This window comes from Flavobacterium psychraquaticum (assembly GCF_034497725.1).
In the GTDB taxonomy this organism is placed as follows: Bacteria; Bacteroidota; Bacteroidia; order Flavobacteriales; family Flavobacteriaceae; genus Flavobacterium; species Flavobacterium psychraquaticum.
Genome location: NZ_JAXKVR010000029.1, coordinates 154,781 through 176,511 on the forward strand (window position 1 = coordinate 154,781; position 21,731 = coordinate 176,511).

The 21,731-nt window shown below is 32.2% G+C and carries 22 protein-coding genes; 12 read left to right on the top strand and 10 right to left on the bottom strand.

The genetic code is table 11. The annotated features are described in order from the left end of the window. Positions 1-32: 32 nt before the first annotated feature. Positions 33-545 (bottom strand): hypothetical protein, encoded by a 513-nt coding sequence (locus tag T1L09_RS08815; RefSeq protein ID WP_322550589.1) that lies wholly within the window; start codon positions 543-545, stop codon positions 33-35. A gap of 106 nt (positions 546-651) precedes the next feature. On the opposite strand from T1L09_RS08815, the gene T1L09_RS08820 reads away from it, so the two are divergent. Next, positions 652-792 (top strand): hypothetical protein, encoded by a 141-nt coding sequence (locus T1L09_RS08820; protein WP_322550590.1) that lies wholly within the window; start codon positions 652-654, stop codon positions 790-792. Between the two features lie 3 nt (positions 793-795). After that, on the top strand, positions 796-1,170 hold the full coding sequence (locus tag T1L09_RS08825; RefSeq protein WP_322550591.1) for a YchJ family protein: 375 nt from the start codon (positions 796-798) through the stop codon (positions 1,168-1,170). A 90-nt stretch (positions 1,171-1,260) separates the two neighbouring features. Here the strand turns inward: T1L09_RS08825 and T1L09_RS08830 are convergent, their stop codons facing one another. Together T1L09_RS08830 and T1L09_RS08835 are read right to left on the bottom strand one after the other, a co-directional pair. Beyond that, on the bottom strand, positions 1,261-2,301 hold the full coding sequence (locus T1L09_RS08830) for an RluA family pseudouridine synthase (RefSeq protein ID WP_322550592.1): 1,041 nt from the start codon (positions 2,299-2,301) through the stop codon (positions 1,261-1,263). A 4-nt stretch (positions 2,302-2,305) separates the two neighbouring features. After that, complete coding sequence (locus tag T1L09_RS08835; protein ID WP_322550593.1) at positions 2,306-2,941, bottom strand: PASTA domain-containing protein; 636 nt, start codon at positions 2,939-2,941, stop codon at positions 2,306-2,308. 181 nt (positions 2,942-3,122) lie between these two features. Between T1L09_RS08835 and T1L09_RS08840 the strand changes: the two genes are divergently transcribed. The 9 genes from T1L09_RS08840 (at position 3,123) to T1L09_RS08880 (ending at position 10,915) form a co-directional block, all read left to right on the top strand. Next, on the top strand, positions 3,123-4,097 hold the full coding sequence (locus T1L09_RS08840) for a D-alanine--D-alanine ligase (RefSeq protein ID WP_322550594.1): 975 nt from the start codon (positions 3,123-3,125) through the stop codon (positions 4,095-4,097). 2 nt (positions 4,098-4,099) lie between these two features. Further along, positions 4,100-4,720, top strand: a complete 621-nt coding sequence (locus tag T1L09_RS08845) for a zinc-ribbon domain-containing protein (RefSeq protein ID WP_322550595.1) — start codon at positions 4,100-4,102, stop codon at positions 4,718-4,720. A 76-nt stretch (positions 4,721-4,796) separates the two neighbouring features. Then, entirely contained in the window at positions 4,797-5,489 is a 693-nt protein-coding gene (locus tag T1L09_RS08850; protein ID WP_322550596.1) for a DUF421 domain-containing protein, read from the top strand. 17 nt (positions 5,490-5,506) lie between these two features. Then, positions 5,507-5,965, top strand: a complete 459-nt coding sequence (gene coaD, locus T1L09_RS08855) for a pantetheine-phosphate adenylyltransferase (protein WP_322550597.1) — start codon at positions 5,507-5,509, stop codon at positions 5,963-5,965. 62 nt (positions 5,966-6,027) lie between these two features. Beyond that, positions 6,028-7,557 (top strand): SulP family inorganic anion transporter, encoded by a 1,530-nt coding sequence (locus tag T1L09_RS08860; RefSeq protein WP_322550598.1) that lies wholly within the window; start codon positions 6,028-6,030, stop codon positions 7,555-7,557. A gap of 123 nt (positions 7,558-7,680) precedes the next feature. Next, positions 7,681-8,490, top strand: coding sequence for a hypothetical protein (locus T1L09_RS08865; protein ID WP_322550599.1), 810 nt, complete (start codon positions 7,681-7,683; stop codon positions 8,488-8,490). A 113-nt stretch (positions 8,491-8,603) separates the two neighbouring features. Further along, on the top strand, positions 8,604-9,299 hold the full coding sequence (locus T1L09_RS08870) for an SMUG2 DNA glycosylase family protein (protein WP_322550600.1): 696 nt from the start codon (positions 8,604-8,606) through the stop codon (positions 9,297-9,299). A 148-nt stretch (positions 9,300-9,447) separates the two neighbouring features. After that, on the top strand, positions 9,448-10,188 hold the full coding sequence (locus T1L09_RS08875; RefSeq protein WP_322550601.1) for a hypothetical protein: 741 nt from the start codon (positions 9,448-9,450) through the stop codon (positions 10,186-10,188). A gap of 169 nt (positions 10,189-10,357) precedes the next feature. After that, entirely contained in the window at positions 10,358-10,915 is a 558-nt protein-coding gene (locus T1L09_RS08880) for a porin family protein (protein WP_322550602.1), read from the top strand. A gap of 139 nt (positions 10,916-11,054) precedes the next feature. Here T1L09_RS08880 and T1L09_RS08885 read toward each other — a convergent pair whose 3' ends face one another. Next, the gene (locus T1L09_RS08885) at positions 11,055-12,455 is read right to left on the bottom strand and encodes a DEAD/DEAH box helicase (protein ID WP_322550603.1); all 1,401 of its coding nucleotides are present in this window, start codon (positions 12,453-12,455) and stop codon (positions 11,055-11,057) included. A gap of 94 nt (positions 12,456-12,549) precedes the next feature. Here T1L09_RS08885 and T1L09_RS08890 point away from each other — a divergent pair, with 94 nt between their 5' ends. Further along, on the top strand, positions 12,550-14,274 hold the full coding sequence (locus tag T1L09_RS08890) for a M14 family metallopeptidase (RefSeq protein ID WP_322550604.1): 1,725 nt from the start codon (positions 12,550-12,552) through the stop codon (positions 14,272-14,274). A gap of 44 nt (positions 14,275-14,318) precedes the next feature. Here T1L09_RS08890 and T1L09_RS08895 read toward each other — a convergent pair whose 3' ends face one another. From T1L09_RS08895 to T1L09_RS08920, 6 genes are all read right to left on the bottom strand, one after another. Beyond that, positions 14,319-14,762 carry a ferritin-like domain-containing protein gene (locus T1L09_RS08895; protein ID WP_322550605.1) on the bottom strand — a complete coding sequence of 148 codons (444 nt, stop codon included), beginning with the start codon at positions 14,760-14,762 and terminating at the stop codon, positions 14,319-14,321. Between the two features lie 184 nt (positions 14,763-14,946). Next, on the bottom strand, positions 14,947-15,222 hold the full coding sequence (locus T1L09_RS08900) for a heavy metal-binding domain-containing protein (protein WP_322550606.1): 276 nt from the start codon (positions 15,220-15,222) through the stop codon (positions 14,947-14,949). A 254-nt stretch (positions 15,223-15,476) separates the two neighbouring features. Next, positions 15,477-16,913, bottom strand: a complete 1,437-nt coding sequence (locus tag T1L09_RS08905; RefSeq protein WP_322550607.1) for a TolC family protein — start codon at positions 16,911-16,913, stop codon at positions 15,477-15,479. Next, positions 16,900-20,097 (bottom strand): efflux RND transporter permease subunit, encoded by a 3,198-nt coding sequence (locus T1L09_RS08910; RefSeq protein WP_322550608.1) that lies wholly within the window; start codon positions 20,095-20,097, stop codon positions 16,900-16,902. The genes T1L09_RS08905 and T1L09_RS08910 overlap by 14 nt, the downstream gene beginning before the upstream one ends. Before the next feature lie 21 nt (positions 20,098-20,118). Continuing rightward, positions 20,119-21,207 carry an efflux RND transporter periplasmic adaptor subunit gene (locus T1L09_RS08915; protein ID WP_322550609.1) on the bottom strand — a complete coding sequence of 363 codons (1,089 nt, stop codon included), beginning with the start codon at positions 21,205-21,207 and terminating at the stop codon, positions 20,119-20,121. A 108-nt stretch (positions 21,208-21,315) separates the two neighbouring features. After that, the gene (locus T1L09_RS08920; protein WP_322550610.1) at positions 21,316-21,714 is read right to left on the bottom strand and encodes a hypothetical protein; all 399 of its coding nucleotides are present in this window, start codon (positions 21,712-21,714) and stop codon (positions 21,316-21,318) included. Positions 21,715-21,731: the final 17 nt, after the last annotated feature.

The following is a 21,731-nucleotide window of genomic DNA, read 5'->3' on the forward strand; positions in this document are numbered from 1 at the left end:
AAAGAGCTATCAATTAGGGATAGCTCTTTTGGTTATTCTTGTATTTTAATGACGTTTGCTTTGTCTAATTGATATTTTTTCGAAACCGCTTCGTAATCTTTAAAATCTACTGCTACTGATTTACCTGCAAAACTTCCAGGAATAACAACTACTCTAAAAACTTGGTTTAATCTAAAGTCAGGATTTAATCCTGGTAAATCAAAACCAAATAATTCAACCACTGCATTTACTCTTGTAAAATCATTTTTATAACCAAAATCTAAAGTTCCATCGTCATAATAGTAAGTTTCTGGTAATAATTTCCAAACATCTTTACCTGCATCAACTCCCGTTAAACGATAAACCAAAACCATATCTGACGAATAAATAGCAAACGGAAAGGTCAAAACACTACTGTAGCCATTAGAATTCGTTAAATTCACGTTAGAATATTCGAATACTTGACTGATGGTGTCGCTATCATATTCATCTGCTACTTCATTCACTGTGCAACTTTGTAGTGTTATCATCCCGATGAACACAAACAATAAAGTAATTCTTTTCATATCGTTTCAATTATAAGATTAATGTTATTATGTACTAACCAATTCTTGTGCCAAAAATCTATTTTATACTTTTTTTGTATCTTTGGAAACTAAATAAGCTAGCAAAATGGGAAGAAACAATCCGGAAAATATTAAAAAGCACAACGATAAATTACACAAAGAGCAATCAAAAGCAAAGGCTAAGAAAAATGCTCGTATAGAAAAACTAAAAGAAATTACCAAGAAATTCAACGAATCTAAAGCGTAATTTATGGCAAATTGCTACTGTGGAAATTCAGTTTCTTTTGAAGATTGCTGTGCTCCCTATATAAAAGGAAGTCAAAATCCGGAAACAGCCGAAGCCTTAATGCGTTCGCGATATAGTGCTTATGCAACAGGTAACGCTGATTATTTAATTGAAACTACTCACATTTCGACAAGAAAATTTCATAAAAAATCTGATATTTTAGCTTGGTCAAAAAATAACCAATGGCTGAAATTAGAAGTTTTAGCTTCCACTGAAACAACCGTAAAGTTCAACGCCTATTTTTTAGACGAAAATTTGAAAGCTCAAATTCATAAAGAATATTCCTTTTTTAAATTAGAAAATGGAAATTGGTTTTATGTTGAGGGTGAATTTAGTTAAAGAAATTAAGTAAAAAAACTAAAAAAACTGCAACAACTCCGAAGTTTCGTTACAGTTTTTAGCTATTAATCTTTGACTATTCTTACTCTATTACTCTTCCAAAAAAGTTTGTGCTTTTGAATACACACGCCATTTTTGAATCAAATCCAATAAATCTTGTGGAATTTCGGTATTGAAACGCATAAATTCTTTCGTTGTTGGATGTTCAAATCCTAATGTTTTTGCGTGAAGTGCTTGTCGTGGTAACGTTTTGAAACAATTATCTACAAATTGTTTGTATTTTGTAAAAGTCGTACCTTTTAAAATCAAATTTCCGCCGTAACGTTCATCATTAAATAAAGTATGTCCAATATGTTTCATGTGCACACGAATTTGATGGGTTCTTCCTGTTTCCAATTGACAAGAAACTAAAGTCACATAACCAAATCTCTCTAAAACTTTAAAATGCGTAACAGCTGGTTTTCCTTTTTCCTCATCTAAAAAAACAGCCATTTGCATTCGGTTTACTAAATGTCTGTCGATATTTCCTTCAATGGTTCCTTCGTCTTCTTCTATATTTCCCCAAACCAAAGCCACATATTCTCTTTCCGAAGTTTTTTCCGCAAATTGCTTACTAAGATAAGCCATCGCGTGTTCAGTTTTTGCTACAACTAATAGGCCAGTTGTATCTTTATCAATACGATGCACTAACCCTGGTCGTTCCGAACTGTTCATTGGTAAATTTTCGAAATGAAAAGCCAATGCATTGACTAAAGTTCCCGAATAATTTCCGTGACCTGGATGAACCACCATTCCTGCTGGTTTATTGACAACCAATAACTGATCGTCTTCATACACAATATCAAGCGCAATATTTTCCGGTTTTAATAATTGTTCGTATGTGGGATGCGTTAACACCACACGAACAATGTCTCCTGCTTTAACTTTGTAATTTGATTTTACAGCTGCATCATTTACTAAAACAGCACCCGCATCAATAGCATTTTGTATTTTACTACGGGTTGTATTTTCAATTAAGTTCATCAAAAACTTATCCACACGCAGAGCCGATTGGCCTTTACTTGCTTCAAAACGATAATGCTCATGTAATTCATCTCCTAATTCGTTGTCAACACTTATATATTCTGTCATTATCTTATTTGAATTCTTCTGGTATTATTTCTTCTTCTATTATCGTATCCGTTATCGGTTCTTCAGAACTGAAGGTGTCTTCATTAAAAACTTCTTTTCCGTCGCCAAGTACAAAATCTAAAGTAGAATTTTTCTTTACAATATCTCCGGCACGTAAACGTCTTCCATTTTGATAAATTTGTAAAACTACATCTTTAGCTAAGTGCGGTTTATAAGTAATTTTACCTTCTTTTAGTGTCAGCGCTTTTACAGTTGCTAAAATTTGACGATAGGTTTTATCTTTAAATTCGGGAATTTCAATACTTGTAAATTCACCCGCATTCAATTTTACGTATATTTTTCGACCGTCTTTCACTAAACTTCCTGCTTTTGGGTCTTGCTGAATAATAGAAAATGGTGGAAAATCTGGTTTATAATCAACCGTATCTAACAAAAAAACTTCTAAATTAATTTCGCTTAACTTCTCTTCTGCAATTTCTAATTTCATTTTAGACAAATCGGGTACTTTTATTTCTTCCCCGTGATTGGTTCTAAAATCAAGAAATTGTAATAACAAAAATACAAAAACGATCACTATCGTTGCTGCTATTGCTAATTGAATGAAAAAGGTTCTACTTGTCAAAAATTTAAATAAACTCATACTACTAAGATATTTCAGCAAAGATATAAAAATAGAAAACATTTCGGGATTCTAAATGCTTTGTTTTCGTTTTAAGTTAAAACGGTACTTTTCTAAAAATATTTCCCAGCTGTTTTACTATAATTTCAATAACTTCTCGATAAAAAATGTAATTTTGTTCAACTAACATAAGATACATCAAATGAAAAACGTAGCCATCATAATGGGAGGTTATTCCAGCGAATATAAAATATCATTAACGAGCGGAAATGTAGTTTTTAACAACATCGACAGTTCTAAATTTGCAGCTTATCGCATTCATATTTTTAAAGAAAAATGGGTTTATGTTGATCAAAATGATGTGGAATTTCCAATTGATAAAAACGATTTTTCTGTAACAGTTAATGGCGAGAAAATAAAATTTGATGTAGTTTTTAATGCAATTCACGGAACACCGGGAGAAGATGGTTTGATGCAAGCTTACTTAGAATTGCTAAACATTCCACAAACTTCTTGTGATTACTATCAAGCAGCTTTAACGTTCAACAAACGTGATATGTTATCGGTCTTAAAACCTTACGGCATAAAAACAGCAACTTCATTTTACCTAAATTTAGGCGATGAAATCAATGTAGAATCAATTTTAAATAAAGTTGGATTGCCTTGTTTTGTGAAACCAAATAAATCAGGTTCAAGTTTTGGAATTTCGAAAGTAAAAACTACGGAAGAATTTCTACCAGCTATAGAAAATGCTTATAAAGAAGACGACGAAATTATCATTGAAAGCTTTTTAGACGGAACAGAAGTATCTGTTGGTGTGATAAATTATAAAGGAAAAGTTACCGTTTTACCAATTACAGAAATTGTTTCTGAAAATGACTTTTTCGATTATGAAGCGAAATACTTAGGGAAATCGCAAGAAATTACGCCTGCTCGAATTTCTGCTGAAATGAAAGATAAAATTGAAATTGTGGCCAAAAGAGCTTATGAAATTTTGAAGATGAAGGGTTTTTCGAGAAGTGAATTCATTATTGTAAATAACGAACCTTTTATGCTAGAAATGAATACCGTTCCTGGTTTAACCGATGGAAGCATTTTACCTCAACAAGCTAAAGAAGCTGGAATTTCATTACCAGAACTGTTTGAAAACGCTATTGAATTGGCCTTAAAGAAGTAATTATGATATTCTTCGGGAAAAAAGAAAAGCAAATTAAACACGGAAGAATTAAAAATGTAATTTGTCCGGAATGCAAAGAAAACGCAACCTTTGATTATTGGGTTTTTACCAAATATTTTCATTTGTATTGGATTCCTTTTTTTCCTTATAAGAAAGTTACGCTAGTAGATTGTGAAGCATGTGGATCGGCAATCGAGCCCAAACAATTTTCAGTTAACTTAAAACAAAAATTAAAAAGAGAACACGAATTAAGTCCAGCAAGAAATCCCATTTGGACATATTCTGGAGTTTTTATACTTTTACTTTTTATTGTTTGGGCCATTTTTCAATCATCAAAAGCACAAGATAATTATAAAATTTACAGAGATAATCCAAAGATTGGTGATGTTTATTATCTGAATTATAAACCAGGAAATCAAACCTATTATACTACCATGAAAGTGGCTTCGATTGAAAACGACAGCATACATTTTATGGCAAACGACACAACGGTTACAAAATTTAAAAAGGCTTATTCAATTAATAAAGATGAATATTATTCCTCAAAAATTAAAACCTATACTAAAGCGCAAATTCATGATTTATTTTTAAAGGATAGTATTTATAGAATCGAAAGAGAATAAATCGCATCCTATATTATACGTAAATAACTAAAAAAAAGTAGCTTTACAATTCATATCAATTCGAAAAAAAATTAAAATGAAAGAAATTTTTGAATGGGAACGCTTATTATTTAATGATTTACCCCATAATTTTTTCTTAGAAGTCTTATTTCGCTCTACAGTAATGTTTGTAGCCTTGCTGATTACCTTAAAATTTACAGGTAAACGAGGTGTTAAACAACTATCCGTTTTTGAAACCGTAATTATAATTGCATTAGGTTCTGCCGCCGGAGATCCAATGTTTTATGAAGACGTAGGAATAATACCGGCTTTAGTTGTATTTTTAGCCATCCTTTTATTGTATCGATTGATAACTTGGCTAACTGCTAAATATAAAAAATTAGAAGAATTTTTAGAAGGAAAAACAATCTGTTTTATTGAAGATGGCGAATTTTCGATAGAAAATTTCAAAAAAGAGAGTTTGGCGCAAGATGAATTTTTTACCGAATTGAGAATAAAATCTATTGAACATTTAGGACAAGTTAAATCGGCCTATATTGAAACCACTGGAGAAATCAGCGTTTATTATTATCCCGATAAAGAAGTACAATATGGGCTCCCAATTGTTCCAAATCTGTTCCTAAAGAAATCTAAAATAATTCCAACTAAAGGAATATATTCTTGTACGAATTGTGGTTTCACGGAAGAAAAAAATTCCGAAAAAGATAGTTGTAAAATTTGCAAAAAAGAAGAGTGGGTTGAAGCCATTAATACAACCAGAATAACATAATTTCAAAATTTAGCACTATGAAAAAAGCAGTCTTCCCAGGTTCATTTGACCCCATTACAAATGGCCATTACGATATTATTAAACGAGGTATTTCATTATTTGATGAAGTTATTGTAGCAATCGGCGTAAATGCCGAAAAGAAATATATGTTTTCTCTTGAAGAACGCCAACGATTTATCGAAGAAACCTTCAAAGACGAACCAAAAGTTAGAGTCATTACCTATTCCGGTTTAACAATTGATTTATGTGCTAAAGAAAATGCTCAATTTATTCTTCGTGGCCTACGAAATCCTGCCGATTTTGAGTTTGAAAAAGCAATAGCTCATACCAATAGAATGTTGTCTAAAATCGAAACAGTTTTCTTATTAACTGCTGCAAGTACATCTTATATTTCTTCAAGTATAGTAAGAGATGTTTTAAGAAATGGTGGCGATATCACGAACTTGGTTCCAAAAGTTGTTGCTAAAAAGAAATAACGAATCCACTTTTTAGTTTAAAAAAACTACTTTTGCACATTCTTATAAAAGCCAAAACAGAGATGCAAAAAGTACTGAATCTATTCGATTTTAAGCAAAAAGTAGATTACAAAACCGAAATTTTAGCCGGATTAACGGTAGCAATGACAATGATTCCAGAATCTTTATCGTTTGCTATTTTAGCAGGTTTTCCACCATTAGTAGGTTTGTACGGAGCTTTTATAATGGGAATCATCACCGCAATTTTCGGCGGTCGTCCCGGATTAATCTCTGGTGGTGCTGGTGCAACAGTTATTGTACTGATTGCCTTGATGAATTCGCACGGCCTAGAATATGTTTTTGGTGCGGTCGCATTTGCTGGAGTTATTCAAATTATTGTAGGTTTACTCAAATTAGGTAAATTCATTCGCTTAGTTCCGCAACCTGTAATGTATGGATTTGTCAATGGATTGGCGGTTATCATCTTTCTTTCTCAATTTGAGCAATTTAAGACTAAAATTAACGGTCAAGCCGAATGGTTATCGGGTTCACCGTTTTTAATTATGGCTGGCTTAGTAGCTTTAACCATCGGAATTATCGTTTTATTCCCTAAAATTACAAAGGCAATTCCAGCTTCTTTAGTTGCGATTATTGTTGTTTTTGCAGTTGTTTTTCTATTTAATATCGACACCAAACAAGTTATGGATATCGCTTCAATTAGTGGTAGCCTTCCTCCTTTTCATATTCCCGAAATTCCGTTTACTTTAGAAACGCTACAAATAATTTTACCTTACGGATTAATTATGGCAGCTGTTGGATTAACCGAAGGCTTATTAACGCTAAATTTAGTGGACGAAATAACAGCGACAAAAGGAAACAGCAATCGCGAATGTTTAGCACAAGGAACTGCAAACATTGCCAATGGTTTCTTTTATGGAATGGGCGGTTGTCCAATGATTGCGCAAACTTTAGTCAATTTATCTGCAGGTTCTAGAGCTCGACTTTCCGGAATTGTGGCTGCTTTGACCATTTTAATTATTATTTTAGTGGGTGCTCCAGTAATTGAACTGGTTCCAATGGCGGCTTTGACTGGTGTTATGATTATGGTGGCAATTAGCACGTTTGAATGGGCGAGTTTTAAAGCTTTTACAAAAATGCCAAAATCAGATATTTTCGTAATGCTTGTTGTAACGTTGGTTACTATTTTCTTACATAATTTAGCTTTAGCCGTATTAATTGGGGTAATTATTTCTGCTTTAGTTTTTGCTTGGGAAAGTGCCAAAAGAATACGAGCTCGAAAATATACTGATGAAAATGGCGTTAAACATTATGAGTTATTCGGACCGCTTTTCTTTGGTTCAACAACAGCTTTCTCAGAAAAATTTGATCCACAAAACGATCCCAATGAAATTATAATTGATTTTGCTGAAAGTAGAATTACCGATATGAGTGCAATTGATGCTGTGAATAAAATCACCGAACGTTATGCTTCTTTTGGTAAAAAAGTGCACTTAAAACATTTAAGTTCCGACTGTATTGCTTTACTAAAAAATGCCGAAGCCATAATTGACGTGAATATTCTGGAAGATCCCAATTATAAGGTCGTTCCCTAGTAATAAATTAGATGCTTTTGGATCAAAAAAATAATTCGTGTATAAAAGTAGTGCAATCAATTTGCATAGAAATCACTTATTTTTATCGTATTTTCGTTAATTATAAAAAGCAATAATCAACAGATGAAATTAACAATTTACATATTTGCAGTATTTCTATTTATCTCTTGTAAGAATCCAAACCACGAAAAAGAACTTCAAACAAAAACAAACGAAGAGCAAATAACAGCTTCAGAAGAAAAAGAGCAACTTACGAATGAAGTAGTTATAGAAGCTCATTTTGTAAATGATTTTGATATTTTATTACCCACTCAATACCGCGATTGGGAAAATAAAAATGAAGTTGATATCCTAACAAAAGACTGGCTAGATTTGAATAAAAAAGATGGAAAATATTATTTAAGCCAAGCCGATTTCACTATTGAAAGAGGTTATTCAGAATGCTCCGGCGATTCTACTAAAATAATTAATTCGAAGTATAAAACACTTTTATTGCTCAACAAATCTTCTTTAGAACTGGGTGAAATAACCACGATAAAAATTAAGAAAAATAAAATTTGGCCCAAAGAAAAATCAACTTTTCAATTTGGAGCTACTCAATATACTTTTCGGGCTGAAGGAAAAGTAATTTCATCCGAAAAAATCAGTACTGATAATGGTGAAGAACTTTATCAAAAAGTTGAGAATTATAAACTGTATATTTCAAAAAACAACGGAGCTGAAACCTTAGTTCTACATCAGCAATCGTTTAATGATACTTTCGTAGAATTACTATTTATTGGCGACATAGATAAAGACGGAAAACCCGATTTCATATTTAGTGCCAACCGAGATTATGAGGAAGAACGCGTATTTTTATATCTTTCGTCTGAAGCTAAAGAAGGAAATATAATTGAAAAAGTTGCTGAAATTTCAGTTCAGTTTGATTGTTAAAGAAATAAATTGTAGCTCAAATTACTTTATCTGTCTATTTAATATTTTATACTTTACTGGAAATATCGTATTTTAGTTAGCAGAAACTTTTCGAAACCCTAAAACGAAATTTTATGACCCAAACCTTTGGAGAAAAAGTACTCGATTTCAATCGTAACTTAGTGTATTCAGACGAATTACCCGAAAATTTCAGGGTCATCAATCCGTATTTAGATAATCCAGAAACCTTAGACGTAATGCAAAAGTTTTATCAAAAGTTTTATAATGATGGTAATTCAAGAAAGTTTATAGTTGGCATTAATCCAAGTCGACACGGAGCTGGAGTAACGGGAGTTCCCTTTACAGACACCAAACGTTTGGAAAGTATTTGTGGCATCAACATGCATTCGGCACACACGCACGAAATTTCTTCGGTATTTTTATACGATATGATTTCTGAATTTGGAGGAGCAACTGAATTCTACAAACAATTTTACATCAACTCCCCTTTTCCATTAGCTATTGTTCGAAAATCGAAAGAAGGAAATTGGTTAAACGCGAATTATTATGACGATAAAAAACTTTTTGAAATGGTAAAAGACTACATGATTGCGACTTTACAGCAACATATAAGTTTAGGCTTAGATACTTCTGAAGTGTACATATTAGGAAAGAAAAACGCAACTTTCATTCAAAAACTTAATAAAGAAGCGAATTTATTTGGTAATTTGAAGGTTTTAGAACATCCACGCTACATTCAACAATATAAATCCAAAGCAAAACAGCTTTATATTGACAAATATATTTTAACGTTGAATAGTATCCAATAATAAATAAACGTAAAATCATTGTTTCATTTAAAGGATAATTTTGTCTATTTTATTTCGATATGAAAATAATTACTAAAAAATAATTACTTTTGACAGATTATTTTGATAAAAAAAACAGTATTTATTTAAGAAAATCACTTGAAATATTATGAAAAACAGCTTAATTCTTGGACTTATAATCACTTTTACGATAACAACCATAGGATGCAAAAAGTCAAATAGTGACAGAAGCAGTATTGTTGTAAATGATTCCATTCCAGATAATGACGCTGCGGCAGACTCTTATCGAATGAAACCTTCTAATTTTATACCCGATGATTGTGCTTTGTATGAACAGATAACGGGCGATTTAAATAAAGATGGCCTCGAAGATTACGTGTTAATTATTAAAGGAACCGACAAAGAAAAGATCCTGATAGAAGAAAACTCCATAAATTTAAACCGCAATCGTCGAGGAATAATTATTCTATTTAAAAAAGAGGAGGGATACGAATTAATTCTAAGAAATCTAGACTGTTTTTCTTCTGAAAATGAAGAAGGAAGTGCTTATTTTGATCCTGAATTAACTGTAAGTATTAAAAATGGAAATTTAGAAATTAAATTTGGGCACGGAAAACACGGTTTTTGGAACTATACTTTCCAACATAAAAATGATGATTTTGAAATGATTGGCTACTTTATGAGCGCGAGCAATGGAACCACGATTAAAAGCGAAACTACTATTAATTATTTAACGCAAAAGAAATTAATTAAAACCAATACAAACAACAACAAAAAGGCTGGATTTGGCGAAGAAATATTCAAAGAAAAAGAAGAAAATATCGTTATTAAAAAAATTATAAAACTATCTGATATTAAAGATTTTGATGAATTTTCTGCTCCCGAGTAGTTTGGTTGCGACTTGTTTATTATGATACTTGCTAAACCTTTTAACAAAACTCTAAATTAAAACTTAAAGCCTTGTTAAGCAGCGTTAAAAAAGTTAAAAGTATTCTAAATAAAATTTCTAATTGACCAAACAATGTTGCTTTGTACGGTAATCAAAACAAATATCAATTATGAAAAAATTACTTTTAGTAGCTGCTATTGCAGTTTTAGCTGTTTCAAATATTAATGCACAAGAAATTAAATTTGGAGTAAAAGGAGGTCTTAATTTAGCAAACGTTAGTGGTGATAACACGAAGGCGTTCGATCCTGTGACATCATTTAATCTAGGTTTGATGAGCGAAATATCTATTACCGATAAATTTTCGTTCCAACCGGAGCTTATGTATTCTGGACAAGGATATAGTTTTAACAGCGATAATGTTGTAGAATTGAGCTACTTAAACATACCGTTAATGGCCAAATACTATGTTGCAAAAGGACTTAGCATTGAAGCGGGACCTCAAATTGGTTACCTATTCTCTGCTAAAAACGAAAGTGTCGATGTAAAAGACAGCTTTAAAAAGATTGACTTCGGTGCGAACGTAGGTTTAGGTTACAAACTAGAAAACGGACTTAATTTTGGCGTTAGATATAACTTAGGATTATCCAACATCAACAATATTTCTGGTAGTTCAGATAAATACAAAAATGGCGTATTACAAGCTTCAGTAGGTTATTTTTTCTTCTAAGAAATTCTCAAAATTATAAATAGTAAAAAAGCTAAAGATCAGTTGATGGTTTTTAGCTTTTTTTCGTAGAAAAGTATTTGTGTTGAAAATTAACAAAGACGTTTAAAAAAACAAAAGGCTCCATCTGGAACCTTTCATTTTATCTTCTAAAACCTTCATTTGTGCGAGAAGTAAATTTTGGATGTGTTTCCTCTTCTTCCTCCTCTTTCTTCACCACGTTTCGGGCAATTTCAATTTTATATTTTTTCCCTTTCATCTTTTCATCTTTGATGTTTTGAAGCAAGGATTTTACTTTTGAATATTTTACAGCCACGAATGAAATAAAATCTTTTACTTCAATCAAGCCTAAATCATCTTTTTCCAATTGGCCTTTTTGCGAAAAGAAACCTACAATGTCAATTTTATTCAACTTATTTTTCTTTCCACCACTAATGTAAAGTGTTTGATAAACTGGCGGTTTTGGTAACGATTTTGCTTCAGAAACATCTAAACGACGTTTTCCGTAATCAAAATAATCGGATTTTTTTTCCGTTTCGTGAATCAACACATACGAAGTTCCGGTGGCCAATTGACGTGCGGTTCTTCCGTTTCTGTGTATAAATTCGTCCTCTTTTGCTGGTAAATGGTAATGAATTACGTGATTCATCTCAGGAATATCCAATCCACGAGCTCCTAAATCGGTCGTAATTAAATAGGAAACACTTCCGTTTCTAAACTGAATTAATGCACGCTCTCTTTCATCCTGATCTAATCCACCGTGGTAAAACGTAGAAATAATTCCTTTTGCCGTTAGCATTTCGTGAATTCTTTCTACCGCTTCCCTGTGGTTACAAAATATAATCGCAGCTTCCGAATTTAACGAACAAATCAATTGGAAAAGCGATTCAATCTTATCTTTCGATTTCGAGAAAACGATACGCGTTTCTAAATTTTCATTTTGTTTTTGTTTCGGAATAAAATCAATAACTCTTGGGTCGATAATTTTAGTATATTTCGGAATTTCAACACCAGACGTTGCTGAAACTAAAATACGTTTATTCGCTCTAGAAATTTTCCCGATGATATAAGACATTTCTTCGTGATAGCCCAATTGCAACGATTTATCAAATTCGTCCAAAATATACGTTTTCACACTATCCGTCGCGAAATTTCCACGTTCAATATGATCGGCAATTCTACCCGGCGTTCCAATTAAAATCGCTGGCGGATTGCTTAAATTGTTGATTTCAGTTTCTAACGAATGGCCTCCATAACACATATTTACTTTGTAATGCGTTCCCATTTTCTTCCAAACTTGTTCAATTTGCAAACCTAATTCACGAGAAGGTACTAAAATTAAACATTGAACTCCTTTGACTTCTTCGTCTAAAAGTTGAAAAATTGGCAATAAAAACGCTAATGTTTTCCCCGAACCCGTTGGCGAAAGCAATAAAATATTATCTTCATTCAAAATAGCCTTTTGGGCTGCTTCTTGCATTTTATTTAAACTCGGAATGCCCAAATTTAAAAGTACATTATTGGAAAATGGATTTTGACTCATTTGGCAAAGATAAAGCCAATTCTGAATTAATAATTAAGAAATTTAAAATATCCTGAAAACTTTATTTATTTTTGAAGTCAAATCCTTATGTATTATGCGTTTCTTTAAATTAATTATCTTTCTTTTTTCCCTTTCGATAGTCGCTCAAAACAAGTTCGTTACACCTTTTGAAAAGGGAAATGGGAATCAATCGACTACTTATGAAGAATGTATTTTGTTTTATGAAACTTTAGACGAAGCGTATTCGACCATTAAAATGGTGCAAAAAGGAACAACTGATTCTGGAAAACCTTTGTATTTAGTAGTATATTCTAATGATGGACAATTTGATTATGACGATAAAAATCTGAATAAAAAAGCAGTAATTTTAATCAACAATGGAATTCATCCCGGTGAACCTGATGGAATTGATGCTTCAATGTTATTAATGAGAGATTTGGCAATGGGGAAAATAAAAACGGCTAAAAATACTTTTATTGCGGTAATTCCGGTGTATAATGTGGGCGGAATGTTGAACCGAAACTCTCATTCAAGAGCCAATCAAAACGGTCCAGAAGAATATGGTTTTAGAGGAAATGGTCGTAATTATGATTTGAATCGCGACTTTATTAAATCGGACACTAAAAATTCAAGAAGTTTTCAGCAATTGTTTACAGAATTAAAACCCGATTTATTTTTGGACAATCACGTTTCTAATGGTGCAGATTATCAATATACGTTTACTTGCATCGCCACGCAACACGAACGATTAGGAAATAAATTAGGGAATTTCTTCATCAACGATTTATATCCAACTATCGTAAAAGATATGCAACAAAAGAAAATTGATGTGGTTCCGTATGTAAATGTCCACAGCACAACGCCCGATAACGGTTTTGAGCAATTTACCGATACGCCAAGATATGCGACAGGTTACACGACATTATTTCATACTTTGGGATTTGTTCCGGAAACGCATATGCTAAAAGCGTATAGCGAACGTGTAAAAGTTACTTACGAATTTATGATTAGCTCGATAAAATATGCTGATACAAATGTGAAGAAAATCAAACAGATGCGTCTGGATGCGATGAAAGATTTTCAACCCGGAATGAATTATCCGTTAGATTGGACCATTGATTCTACAAAAGTATCTTATATTGATTTTAAAAGATTTAAAGGCGATTACAAAGCCAGTGAAATTTCTGGAAAAGACCGTTTATATTATGACCGAAGCAAACCATTTACAAAGAAAATTTCGTTTTATGGCGATTATAAACCTTCAAAAAGCATAACCATTCCTAGTGCTTATATTATTCCGCACTCGCAATGGCAAGTTTTAGATTTGTTGCAATTAAACGGAATTAATTATGCTCAACTTCAAAAAGATACGATTATAGAAGTAGAATCGTATAAAATTGAAAGTTATAAAACGTCAAATTCGGCTTACGAAGGTCATTATTCGCATTACAATACAAAAATTTCGAAAAGCATTCAAAAGGTAAAATTTTACAGTGGTGATTATGTTTTTTCGACCAATCAAACTAGTGTGAAATATTTAATAGAAACTTTAGAACCAGAGGCGGTTGATTCGTACTTCAATTGGAACTTTTTCGATACAATATTACAACGTAAAGAAGGTTATTCTGCTTACGTATTTGAAGATTTGGCCAAAGAGTTTCTTAATGAAAATCCAGAAGTAAAAAAGGAATTCGAAAAGAAGAAATTAGAAGATAAGGCTTTCGCCGAAAACGCCTATGAGCAATTGGATTGGGTGTATCGTCAATCGCCCTATTATGAGAAAGCTTATTTACAATATCCGGTTTACCGAATTAAATAAAAAAAAATGCCTTAATGTAAAAATTAAGGCATTTTTTAATAAAACTATTGAATTGATTCCATAGCTTTAATCTTCGCTTTACACATCTCAATTGATGCTAATTGCGACACAATAATTGGTCGTAACGAAGTTAATAAGTCGTCATTTTTCAATGCTTCGTGATATCTTTCAATTGCATAATCTTCACCCGTAATACAAGCTTCGATAATTGCAGTATTGTCATTTCCTGTTAATAAGGATTTGAAGTCAATCCAAGCTCTGTGCAATGCACCAAGTGGTCCACTTTCAGAATCCGTAGATTTCCCTAGTTTATTAATTTCATCTTGAAGTTCTACAACTAAAAGTGAACGTTCTCTTGAAAATGTTAAAAATTGACTTTTTAAATTCTCATCTTCTGTTTTTTGTGAGGCGTTTAAATATCCTTCTCTTCCATCTTCTAAAACCACAATTAAGCCGTCTAAGATAGATACTGTTTTCTGAGTTTCCATAGTAATTTGTTTATTGATTTATTTACTACAAATTTCATCAATACTGAAGCTAAATATGTTACAAAATTTCTTGTATTGTTTATAATATTTTAATTCAAAGTTTTATGGAAAAAAATATGGGATAAAAAAAATCACGAATCAACCTAAGTTAATTCGTGATAGATATTTAAAAACGCATTAAAGATTAATGATTATGTCCTTCGTGTCCTTCAGTAGTTTCTGTAACCGCTACTAAATCCATTTCACAAACCGGACATTTTCCTGGCGCTTCATAATGTTTTCCTTTTTCACAATCCATAGGGCAAGCAAACGTTGCATGTATTTCGCCTTCTGCATGATCGTGACCTGCGTGTTCGTCTGTAGCTTCAACAGTTGGTGTTGCGTCTTTTGCTTCTTCTTTGCAAGAAACAAATGTCATTGATGCAATCGCAAAAACAAATAATACAATTGTTTTTTTCATTTTATATAATTTTAATTAATAATTCAGTTTTTAAATTACCATTACAAATTAACGCAATTAAATTTTAAAAATCAATTTATATAAAATTCGATTTCGAAGCATCTATTTTTGTTTCTTATTAAAGCAAAATAGATCCAATACTAACGTCGATATAAATAAATTACAATTAGATAACTTCCTTTATTAATGTATCTATAAAATTAAAAATCCGTCTCAATAATTTTTTGAGACGGATTTTAACAAAAAACTAACTACTAATTCCAACCACCACCAAGTGCTTTATATAAATTCACTGTAGCAATAAATTGATCTCTTTTGGTACTAATTAAAGCCATTTTTGCTTCTAAGACATCGCGTTGCGTTAACAAAACTTCCATATAATCTGCACGTGCCGATTGAAAAAGTTGATTGGCAATAACCACCGACTCATCTAAAGCTTTAACTTGAGTGTCTTTATTTTGAAAACTATTTTTTAAGTTATCAATTTTTGACAATTGATTGATTACCTCTGTGTAAGCATTTAATACTGTTTGTTCATATTCATAGACGGCCTGAATTTGTTTTGCACTTGCATTTTTATATTGTGTTTTAATTGCATTCCTATTAATTAACGGAGCTACGGCTTCACCTGCAATACTGTATAACAATGATTCGGGCGAATTAAATAAAAATTTCGGATTGAATGCTTCAAAACCAACTCCAGCCTTTAAACCCAATGAAGGATAAAAATTAGCTTTTGCAACCGATATATTCAATTTAGCAGCTTGTAATTCTAATTCTGCTTTTCTAATATCAGGTCTATTTTGCAAAAGTTTAGCGGGCAATCCAGCCGTTACATATTTTGGTTGAAATGTCATAAAAGTTACAGAATTCCTAACGATTGGCTGCGGAGTTCGTCCCATTAAAAAATTCAGCTTGTTCTCCGTTTCGGTAATTTCTTGTTTTAAAGTATAAATTTCACTTTGGTTTTTTTGCACTTCTGCTTCAAAACGTTTTACTGCCAATAACGTTGTTCTTGAAGATTCTTTAAGAAGTTGTACTATTTCTAAAGCATTTTTTTGAATTTCAATATTTTGCTCTAAATTTTTCAATTGATTATCTAAAGAAACTAATTCATAATATGAAGATGCCACCTCCGCTACTAAATTAGTTCGTAAAAAATTCATTCCTTCTTTTGACGCCATATATTCCATAACGGCAGCCTTTTTAGAGTTGCGTAACTTTTTCCAAATATCTAATTCCCAAGAACTGTAAAGACCTACTTGATAATTGGCTAACGGATCTGGGAATTTTTTATCTTCTTGAATATTCAAATTGTGTTCTACTGCCCCATTTCTGGTATATTCTCCTACTTTTGACAAATCAGCGCCAGCACCCAAATTTAGATTGGGTAAATATTCTCCTTTTTTAGCTTGAATTTCATTTTGAGACATTGCCACTTTTTGAAGTAAGCTGTTTAATTCCTTGTTGTTCAACAAAGCCACATCAATTACTTGATTAAGGTTAGCATCCTCAAAGAAATTTTTCCATTTCACATCAGCAGAACTAGTAGAATCTGTTGCGCTGGGAGTAAAATTAGCGGGTAATTCAACTGAATTTTCTTTTATTGTAACTTTTGGAATTCCACATGAATTTAAGAGTGCAATCAAACTTGATGTTACAACCAATTTAGTAAGATTATAATTTTTCATTTTTCTCTTTTTTATGTGATTTGTCATTGTAGTTATAATCTTCCGTTAATGGTGTAACTTCTTCATTTTTAATCATTTTTCTACCTTCTGCTAAAGTGCCAAAAATGTAGTATAATCCGGGTATGATGATTACGCCCATAACGGTTCCAAATAACATACCTCCTAAAGCGGCTGTTCCAATAGTTCTGTTTCCAATTGCACCAGCACCTGTTGCTCTAACTAGCGGAATCAATCCTGCAATAAAGGCAAATGACGTCATTAAAATTGGTCTAAAACGAACTTTTGCTCCTTCAATAGCGGCATCGCGAATTGACATTCCTTGATTGTTTTTCTGGACGGCAAATTCTACAATTAAAACGGCGTTTTTACCTAATAGCCCGACGAGCATGACCAGCCCAACTTGCGCAAAAATATCATTTGAAAGTCCGAATAATTTCAACAATAAAAAAGTTCCAAAAATACCCACAGGAAGCGATAATATCACAACAAATGGTAAAATAAAACTTTCATATTGCGCCGCTAAAACGAAATAAACGAATACCAAAACAATTCCAAAAATAAGAATCGACTCGTTTCCTCTTCTAGCTTCGTCAAAAGTTAATCCTTCCCAATCAATATCATAACCTCTAGGCAATTCCTTTTTAGCTACTTCTTGAATTGCTTTTATGGCCTCTGAATTTGTATAATCTTTTGCTGGAGATGCTTTAATTGCCGCAGAATTGTACAAATTATAACGGGTAATTTCGTTTGGTCCTTGTTTCTTTTTTAATTTCATAAAAGCTGAATACGGAACCATTTCGCCTTTGTCATTTTTCACATAATAATTTAACAAATCGCCGGCAAATCTTCTAAATTTTGGATCTGCTTGCACATAAAGTTTAAAAAAGTTATTAAAACGGATAAAACCTTGTTCATAAGTACTTCCAATCAAAATATTAAGATTTTCCATTGCTTTTCCAATTGAAACACCTTTTTGCATCGCGGCAGCGTTATCAATTATAATTTCATATTGCGGATAATTTGCAGCGTAAAAAGTGAACAATCCTGTTAATTCTTTTCTTTTACCTAATGCGGTCATGAAAGCCTTATTAACGCGATCAAATTCTTGATAATCTTCTCCATTATTTTTGTCTAACAAACGAAGAGATAATCCGCCCGCAGCGCCGTATCCTGGAACAGCTGGTGGTTCAAAATATTCAATAATAGCACCAAAATCTTTCGATTTTTTTTCTAATTCTTCAATAATTTCCGTTACTGATTTTTCGCGATCGTCCCAGTTTTTTAAATTTATCAAACAAGTTCCCGCATTTGAACCTCTACCTTCAGTTAAAACTTCATATCCTGCTAATGAGGAAACAGATTTTACGCCATCAACTTTTTCTGCAATATTTTGAAGTTTTCTTGCAACTTCATTCGTTGTTTCAAGCGTTGAACCTGGTGGCGTTTGAATAATGGCATAAATCATACCTTGATCTTCACTTGGTATAAAACCAGATGGCAATGTTTGATTTACAAAAAATATTCCGACAGAAAATATTCCTAAAATAAAAAATGTTACCATTCTACGGGTTACAATTTTTTCTAAAATGTTAGTATATCTTCCCGTTAATTTTTCAAATTGTTTATTAAACCATTCAATAAAACGATTAATTGGTGTTTTTTTCTTTGGTTTCCCATGATTGTTTTTTAGAATCATTGCACACAAAACTGGCGTAAGTGTTAGCGCTACGACTCCAGAAATTACAATAGAAGAAGCCATAGTTATAGAAAACTGACGATAAAAAATACCAACCGGTCCACTCATAAATGCTACGGGAATAAACACTGAAGTCATTAATAACGTAATAGCTACAATGGCACCACCAATTTCTCCTAATACTTTCTGAACTGCTTTATAAGGCGTAATATCTTCTTCTTCTTCCATCTTTGTATGGACTGCCTCGACGACGACAATAGCGTTATCAACTACAATTCCAATGGCTAAAACTAAAGCAAATAGTGTTATTAAATTGATGGTTAGGCCAAACATTTGCATGAACATAAAAGCGCCAACAAGTGAAATTGGAACAGCTATTGTTGGAATTAACGTAGAACGCCAATCACCTAAAAAGATAAAAACTACCAAAGCAACGAGTATGAAAGCTTCAATTAGAGTATGAATTACTTTGTCTATGGATGCGTTTAAAAAACTTGAAACGTCATAACTTACTTCGTATTTCATTCCTGGAGGAAACGAGGCTTTTAGCTCGTCCATTTGCGCTTTTACTTTCTCAATCACATCACTTGCATTACTTCCATAAACTTGTTTTAGTTGAATAGCCGCTGATGGATGTCCGTCTTTATTGGAATATATATCGAAAAACTCACTACCAAATTGTACTTTTCCAATATCTTTCAGTTTAATAATTTGTCCTTCCGAATTGGCTCTAATAATTACATTTTCATATTGTTCCGGTTTATTAAAACGCCCTTGATATACTAAAACATATTCTAATGATTGTGCTTGTATTCCGGTTGCTTGTCCAAGTCGACCCGGACGACCAATGATACTTTGATCTGCTAAAGCCTCCATTACTTCTTCAGTCGAAACGTTATAAGCTCGCATTCTATCTGGATTTAACCAAACACGCATTGCATAATTTCGATTTCCTAAAATTTGGGCTTGCGAAATACCACTGATTCGTTGAACTTCTGGAATGATATTTACATTGGCATAATTATAGAGAAATTTTTCGTCACTATTTTTGTCGTCGCTGTATAAATTGATATACATTAACATACTTGGCTGTACGACATTTACAACAACACCTTCTAATTGAACTAAATGCGGTAAGTTATTAATTGCCTTGTCTACTCTGTTTTTTACATTTACAACGGCTTGATTTGGATCGGTTCCTAATTCAAAAATAACCTGAATTGTTGCTTCACCTGCACTAGTTGCATCTGAAACCATATATTTCATTCCTGGCACACCATTTATAGATCTTTCTAAAGGAATTAGCGCCGATTTTACCAAAACATCAGCACTCGCTCCTGGATAAGCCAAAGTTACGATCACCCTAGGTGGTGCAATTTCTGGAAATTGAGAAACAGGCAACATTTTTATAGACAGTAGTCCAAGGAAAACAATTAGCAGTGAGACCACTATTGCTAGAACGGGTCTTTTTATAAAATTTTTAAACATAAGTTGATATTTTTTAGAAGGTTATTCTGATTCTAATGAAAGAGTTGAGAAAACTTTGCTTGGCTCTTGATAGTTCAAATGGATTTTTTCACCATTTTTAACTTTTCTTACACCATCTAATAAAATTTTATCCGCTTTGTTTATTCCTTTAGTTACAATAAATAAGTAGGGAATTTCGTCTTGAGAAACTGTTATTTCCGTTTGTTGTGCTACATTGTTCTTATCAATAACAAACACGTATTTTTTGTCTAAAACTTCAAAAGTTGCTTTTTGAGGAATTAATAAAGCGTTTGTATACTTGTTTTTTACAACAATATTTCCTGTTTGACCGTGTCTCAATAATTTATTAGGATTATTAAAAGTCGCTCTAAACGCGATATTTCCGGTTTCATTGTTAAATTCACCTTCAATTGTTTCTACAATTCCTTCTTGGTCAAAAAGTTCTCCATTAGCCATTTCAAGATTTACTTTTAACATTTTTCCTTTAGATTTACTGGACATGTAGTTCAAATATTCCGATTCAGGAACGTTAAAGTAAACCCACATTTTACTATTGTCCGATAAGGTGGTTAATAGTTCTCCCTCCTCTAACAAACTGCCTTCTCGCGCGTGGAAATGATCCATAATTCCAGAGAATGGTGCATTTATATCTGTAAAATTTAAGTGAGTTTGTGCTAATTGAACTTCTGCTTTTGCTTTGTCTAATTTTGCTTTCGCTGATGCTAATTCGTTTTTGGAAACTACATTTTTATCAGCTAAAGCTTTTGTATTTTGGTACTCAATGAATGTAGATTCGGCCTCTGCTTTTGAAATCATTAATTCTGATTCATATACATTTGGCATTATTTTAAACATTTTTTGTCCTTTGGTCACAGACTGACCTTCATCTACATAGATTTTTTGTAAATAACCTTGTTCCAATGCTCGTAATTCAATATTTTTGATAGCATGTATTTGCGATACATATTTTCTTTCTACAATTGTGTCTTTTAGTAATGGATTAGAAACCAAATATTTAGGCTCCACTTCTTTTTCTTCATTTTTTGCTCCGCAGCTAGCTAGTATCAATGTACCAACTAAGCTTAAAAGCATTAAATATCTTTTAGCCATAGCTTTATTCTTTTATAAAAAATTGATAATAATAATGATTGTTTAAAATAAAATACCAATTGAATAAAGTTTTATTCAATTAATTAAACTAAAAAAATCAAATGCAAATCAAATTCTAAATACACAGAAGGAAATCGTGCGTGAAGTAATAGAGGACAGATAATTGATATACTTACTAAAAGCAAATTTATTTTGAATAAATGTACCCGAACTAGTAAAATTATTTGCTAAATTAAAGAATAAAGAAAAATCTGAAGATAAACTACAATTGGGCGTGTTAAACTCTTTAGATTCTACTTCAGATTCAGATATTTCAAGCTTAGCACTTAAGTTTTTAGTTGTTACTGCGTTCTTTAATTCTAAATCTTTGTGCGTCCAATTTGATTCCTGCGAAAGTAAATTTGGAATACTAGTATCAAAACTAAAAAAACTGCAATTTGTGCTAGACAAAATTCCAATTACGGTTAATGTAATTAAATAAAAACAACTTTTTAATTTTTGAATCATAAGAGCACAAAAGTAAA

Coding starts and splice junctions, on each gene's coding strand:
- T1L09_RS08815 (WP_322550589.1), bottom strand. CDS start 545: ATGAAAAGAATTACTTTATTGTTTGTGTTCATCGGGATGATAACACTA.
- T1L09_RS08820 (WP_322550590.1), top strand. CDS start 652: ATGGGAAGAAACAATCCGGAAAATATTAAAAAGCACAACGATAAATTA.
- T1L09_RS08825 (WP_322550591.1), top strand. CDS start 796: ATGGCAAATTGCTACTGTGGAAATTCAGTTTCTTTTGAAGATTGCTGT.
- T1L09_RS08830 (WP_322550592.1), bottom strand. CDS start 2,301: ATGACAGAATATATAAGTGTTGACAACGAATTAGGAGATGAATTACAT.
- T1L09_RS08835 (WP_322550593.1), bottom strand. CDS start 2,941: ATGAGTTTATTTAAATTTTTGACAAGTAGAACCTTTTTCATTCAATTA.
- T1L09_RS08840 (WP_322550594.1), top strand. CDS start 3,123: ATGAAAAACGTAGCCATCATAATGGGAGGTTATTCCAGCGAATATAAA.
- T1L09_RS08845 (WP_322550595.1), top strand. CDS start 4,100: ATGATATTCTTCGGGAAAAAAGAAAAGCAAATTAAACACGGAAGAATT.
- T1L09_RS08850 (WP_322550596.1), top strand. CDS start 4,797: ATGAAAGAAATTTTTGAATGGGAACGCTTATTATTTAATGATTTACCC.
- coaD (WP_322550597.1), top strand. CDS start 5,507: ATGAAAAAAGCAGTCTTCCCAGGTTCATTTGACCCCATTACAAATGGC.
- T1L09_RS08860 (WP_322550598.1), top strand. CDS start 6,028: ATGCAAAAAGTACTGAATCTATTCGATTTTAAGCAAAAAGTAGATTAC.
- T1L09_RS08865 (WP_322550599.1), top strand. CDS start 7,681: ATGAAATTAACAATTTACATATTTGCAGTATTTCTATTTATCTCTTGT.
- T1L09_RS08870 (WP_322550600.1), top strand. CDS start 8,604: ATGACCCAAACCTTTGGAGAAAAAGTACTCGATTTCAATCGTAACTTA.
- T1L09_RS08875 (WP_322550601.1), top strand. CDS start 9,448: ATGAAAAACAGCTTAATTCTTGGACTTATAATCACTTTTACGATAACA.
- T1L09_RS08880 (WP_322550602.1), top strand. CDS start 10,358: ATGAAAAAATTACTTTTAGTAGCTGCTATTGCAGTTTTAGCTGTTTCA.
- T1L09_RS08885 (WP_322550603.1), bottom strand. CDS start 12,455: ATGAGTCAAAATCCATTTTCCAATAATGTACTTTTAAATTTGGGCATT.
- T1L09_RS08890 (WP_322550604.1), top strand. CDS start 12,550: ATGCGTTTCTTTAAATTAATTATCTTTCTTTTTTCCCTTTCGATAGTC.
- T1L09_RS08895 (WP_322550605.1), bottom strand. CDS start 14,762: ATGGAAACTCAGAAAACAGTATCTATCTTAGACGGCTTAATTGTGGTT.
- T1L09_RS08900 (WP_322550606.1), bottom strand. CDS start 15,222: ATGAAAAAAACAATTGTATTATTTGTTTTTGCGATTGCATCAATGACA.
- T1L09_RS08905 (WP_322550607.1), bottom strand. CDS start 16,913: ATGAAAAATTATAATCTTACTAAATTGGTTGTAACATCAAGTTTGATT.
- T1L09_RS08910 (WP_322550608.1), bottom strand. CDS start 20,097: ATGTTTAAAAATTTTATAAAAAGACCCGTTCTAGCAATAGTGGTCTCA.
- T1L09_RS08915 (WP_322550609.1), bottom strand. CDS start 21,207: ATGGCTAAAAGATATTTAATGCTTTTAAGCTTAGTTGGTACATTGATA.
- T1L09_RS08920 (WP_322550610.1), bottom strand. CDS start 21,714: ATGATTCAAAAATTAAAAAGTTGTTTTTATTTAATTACATTAACCGTA.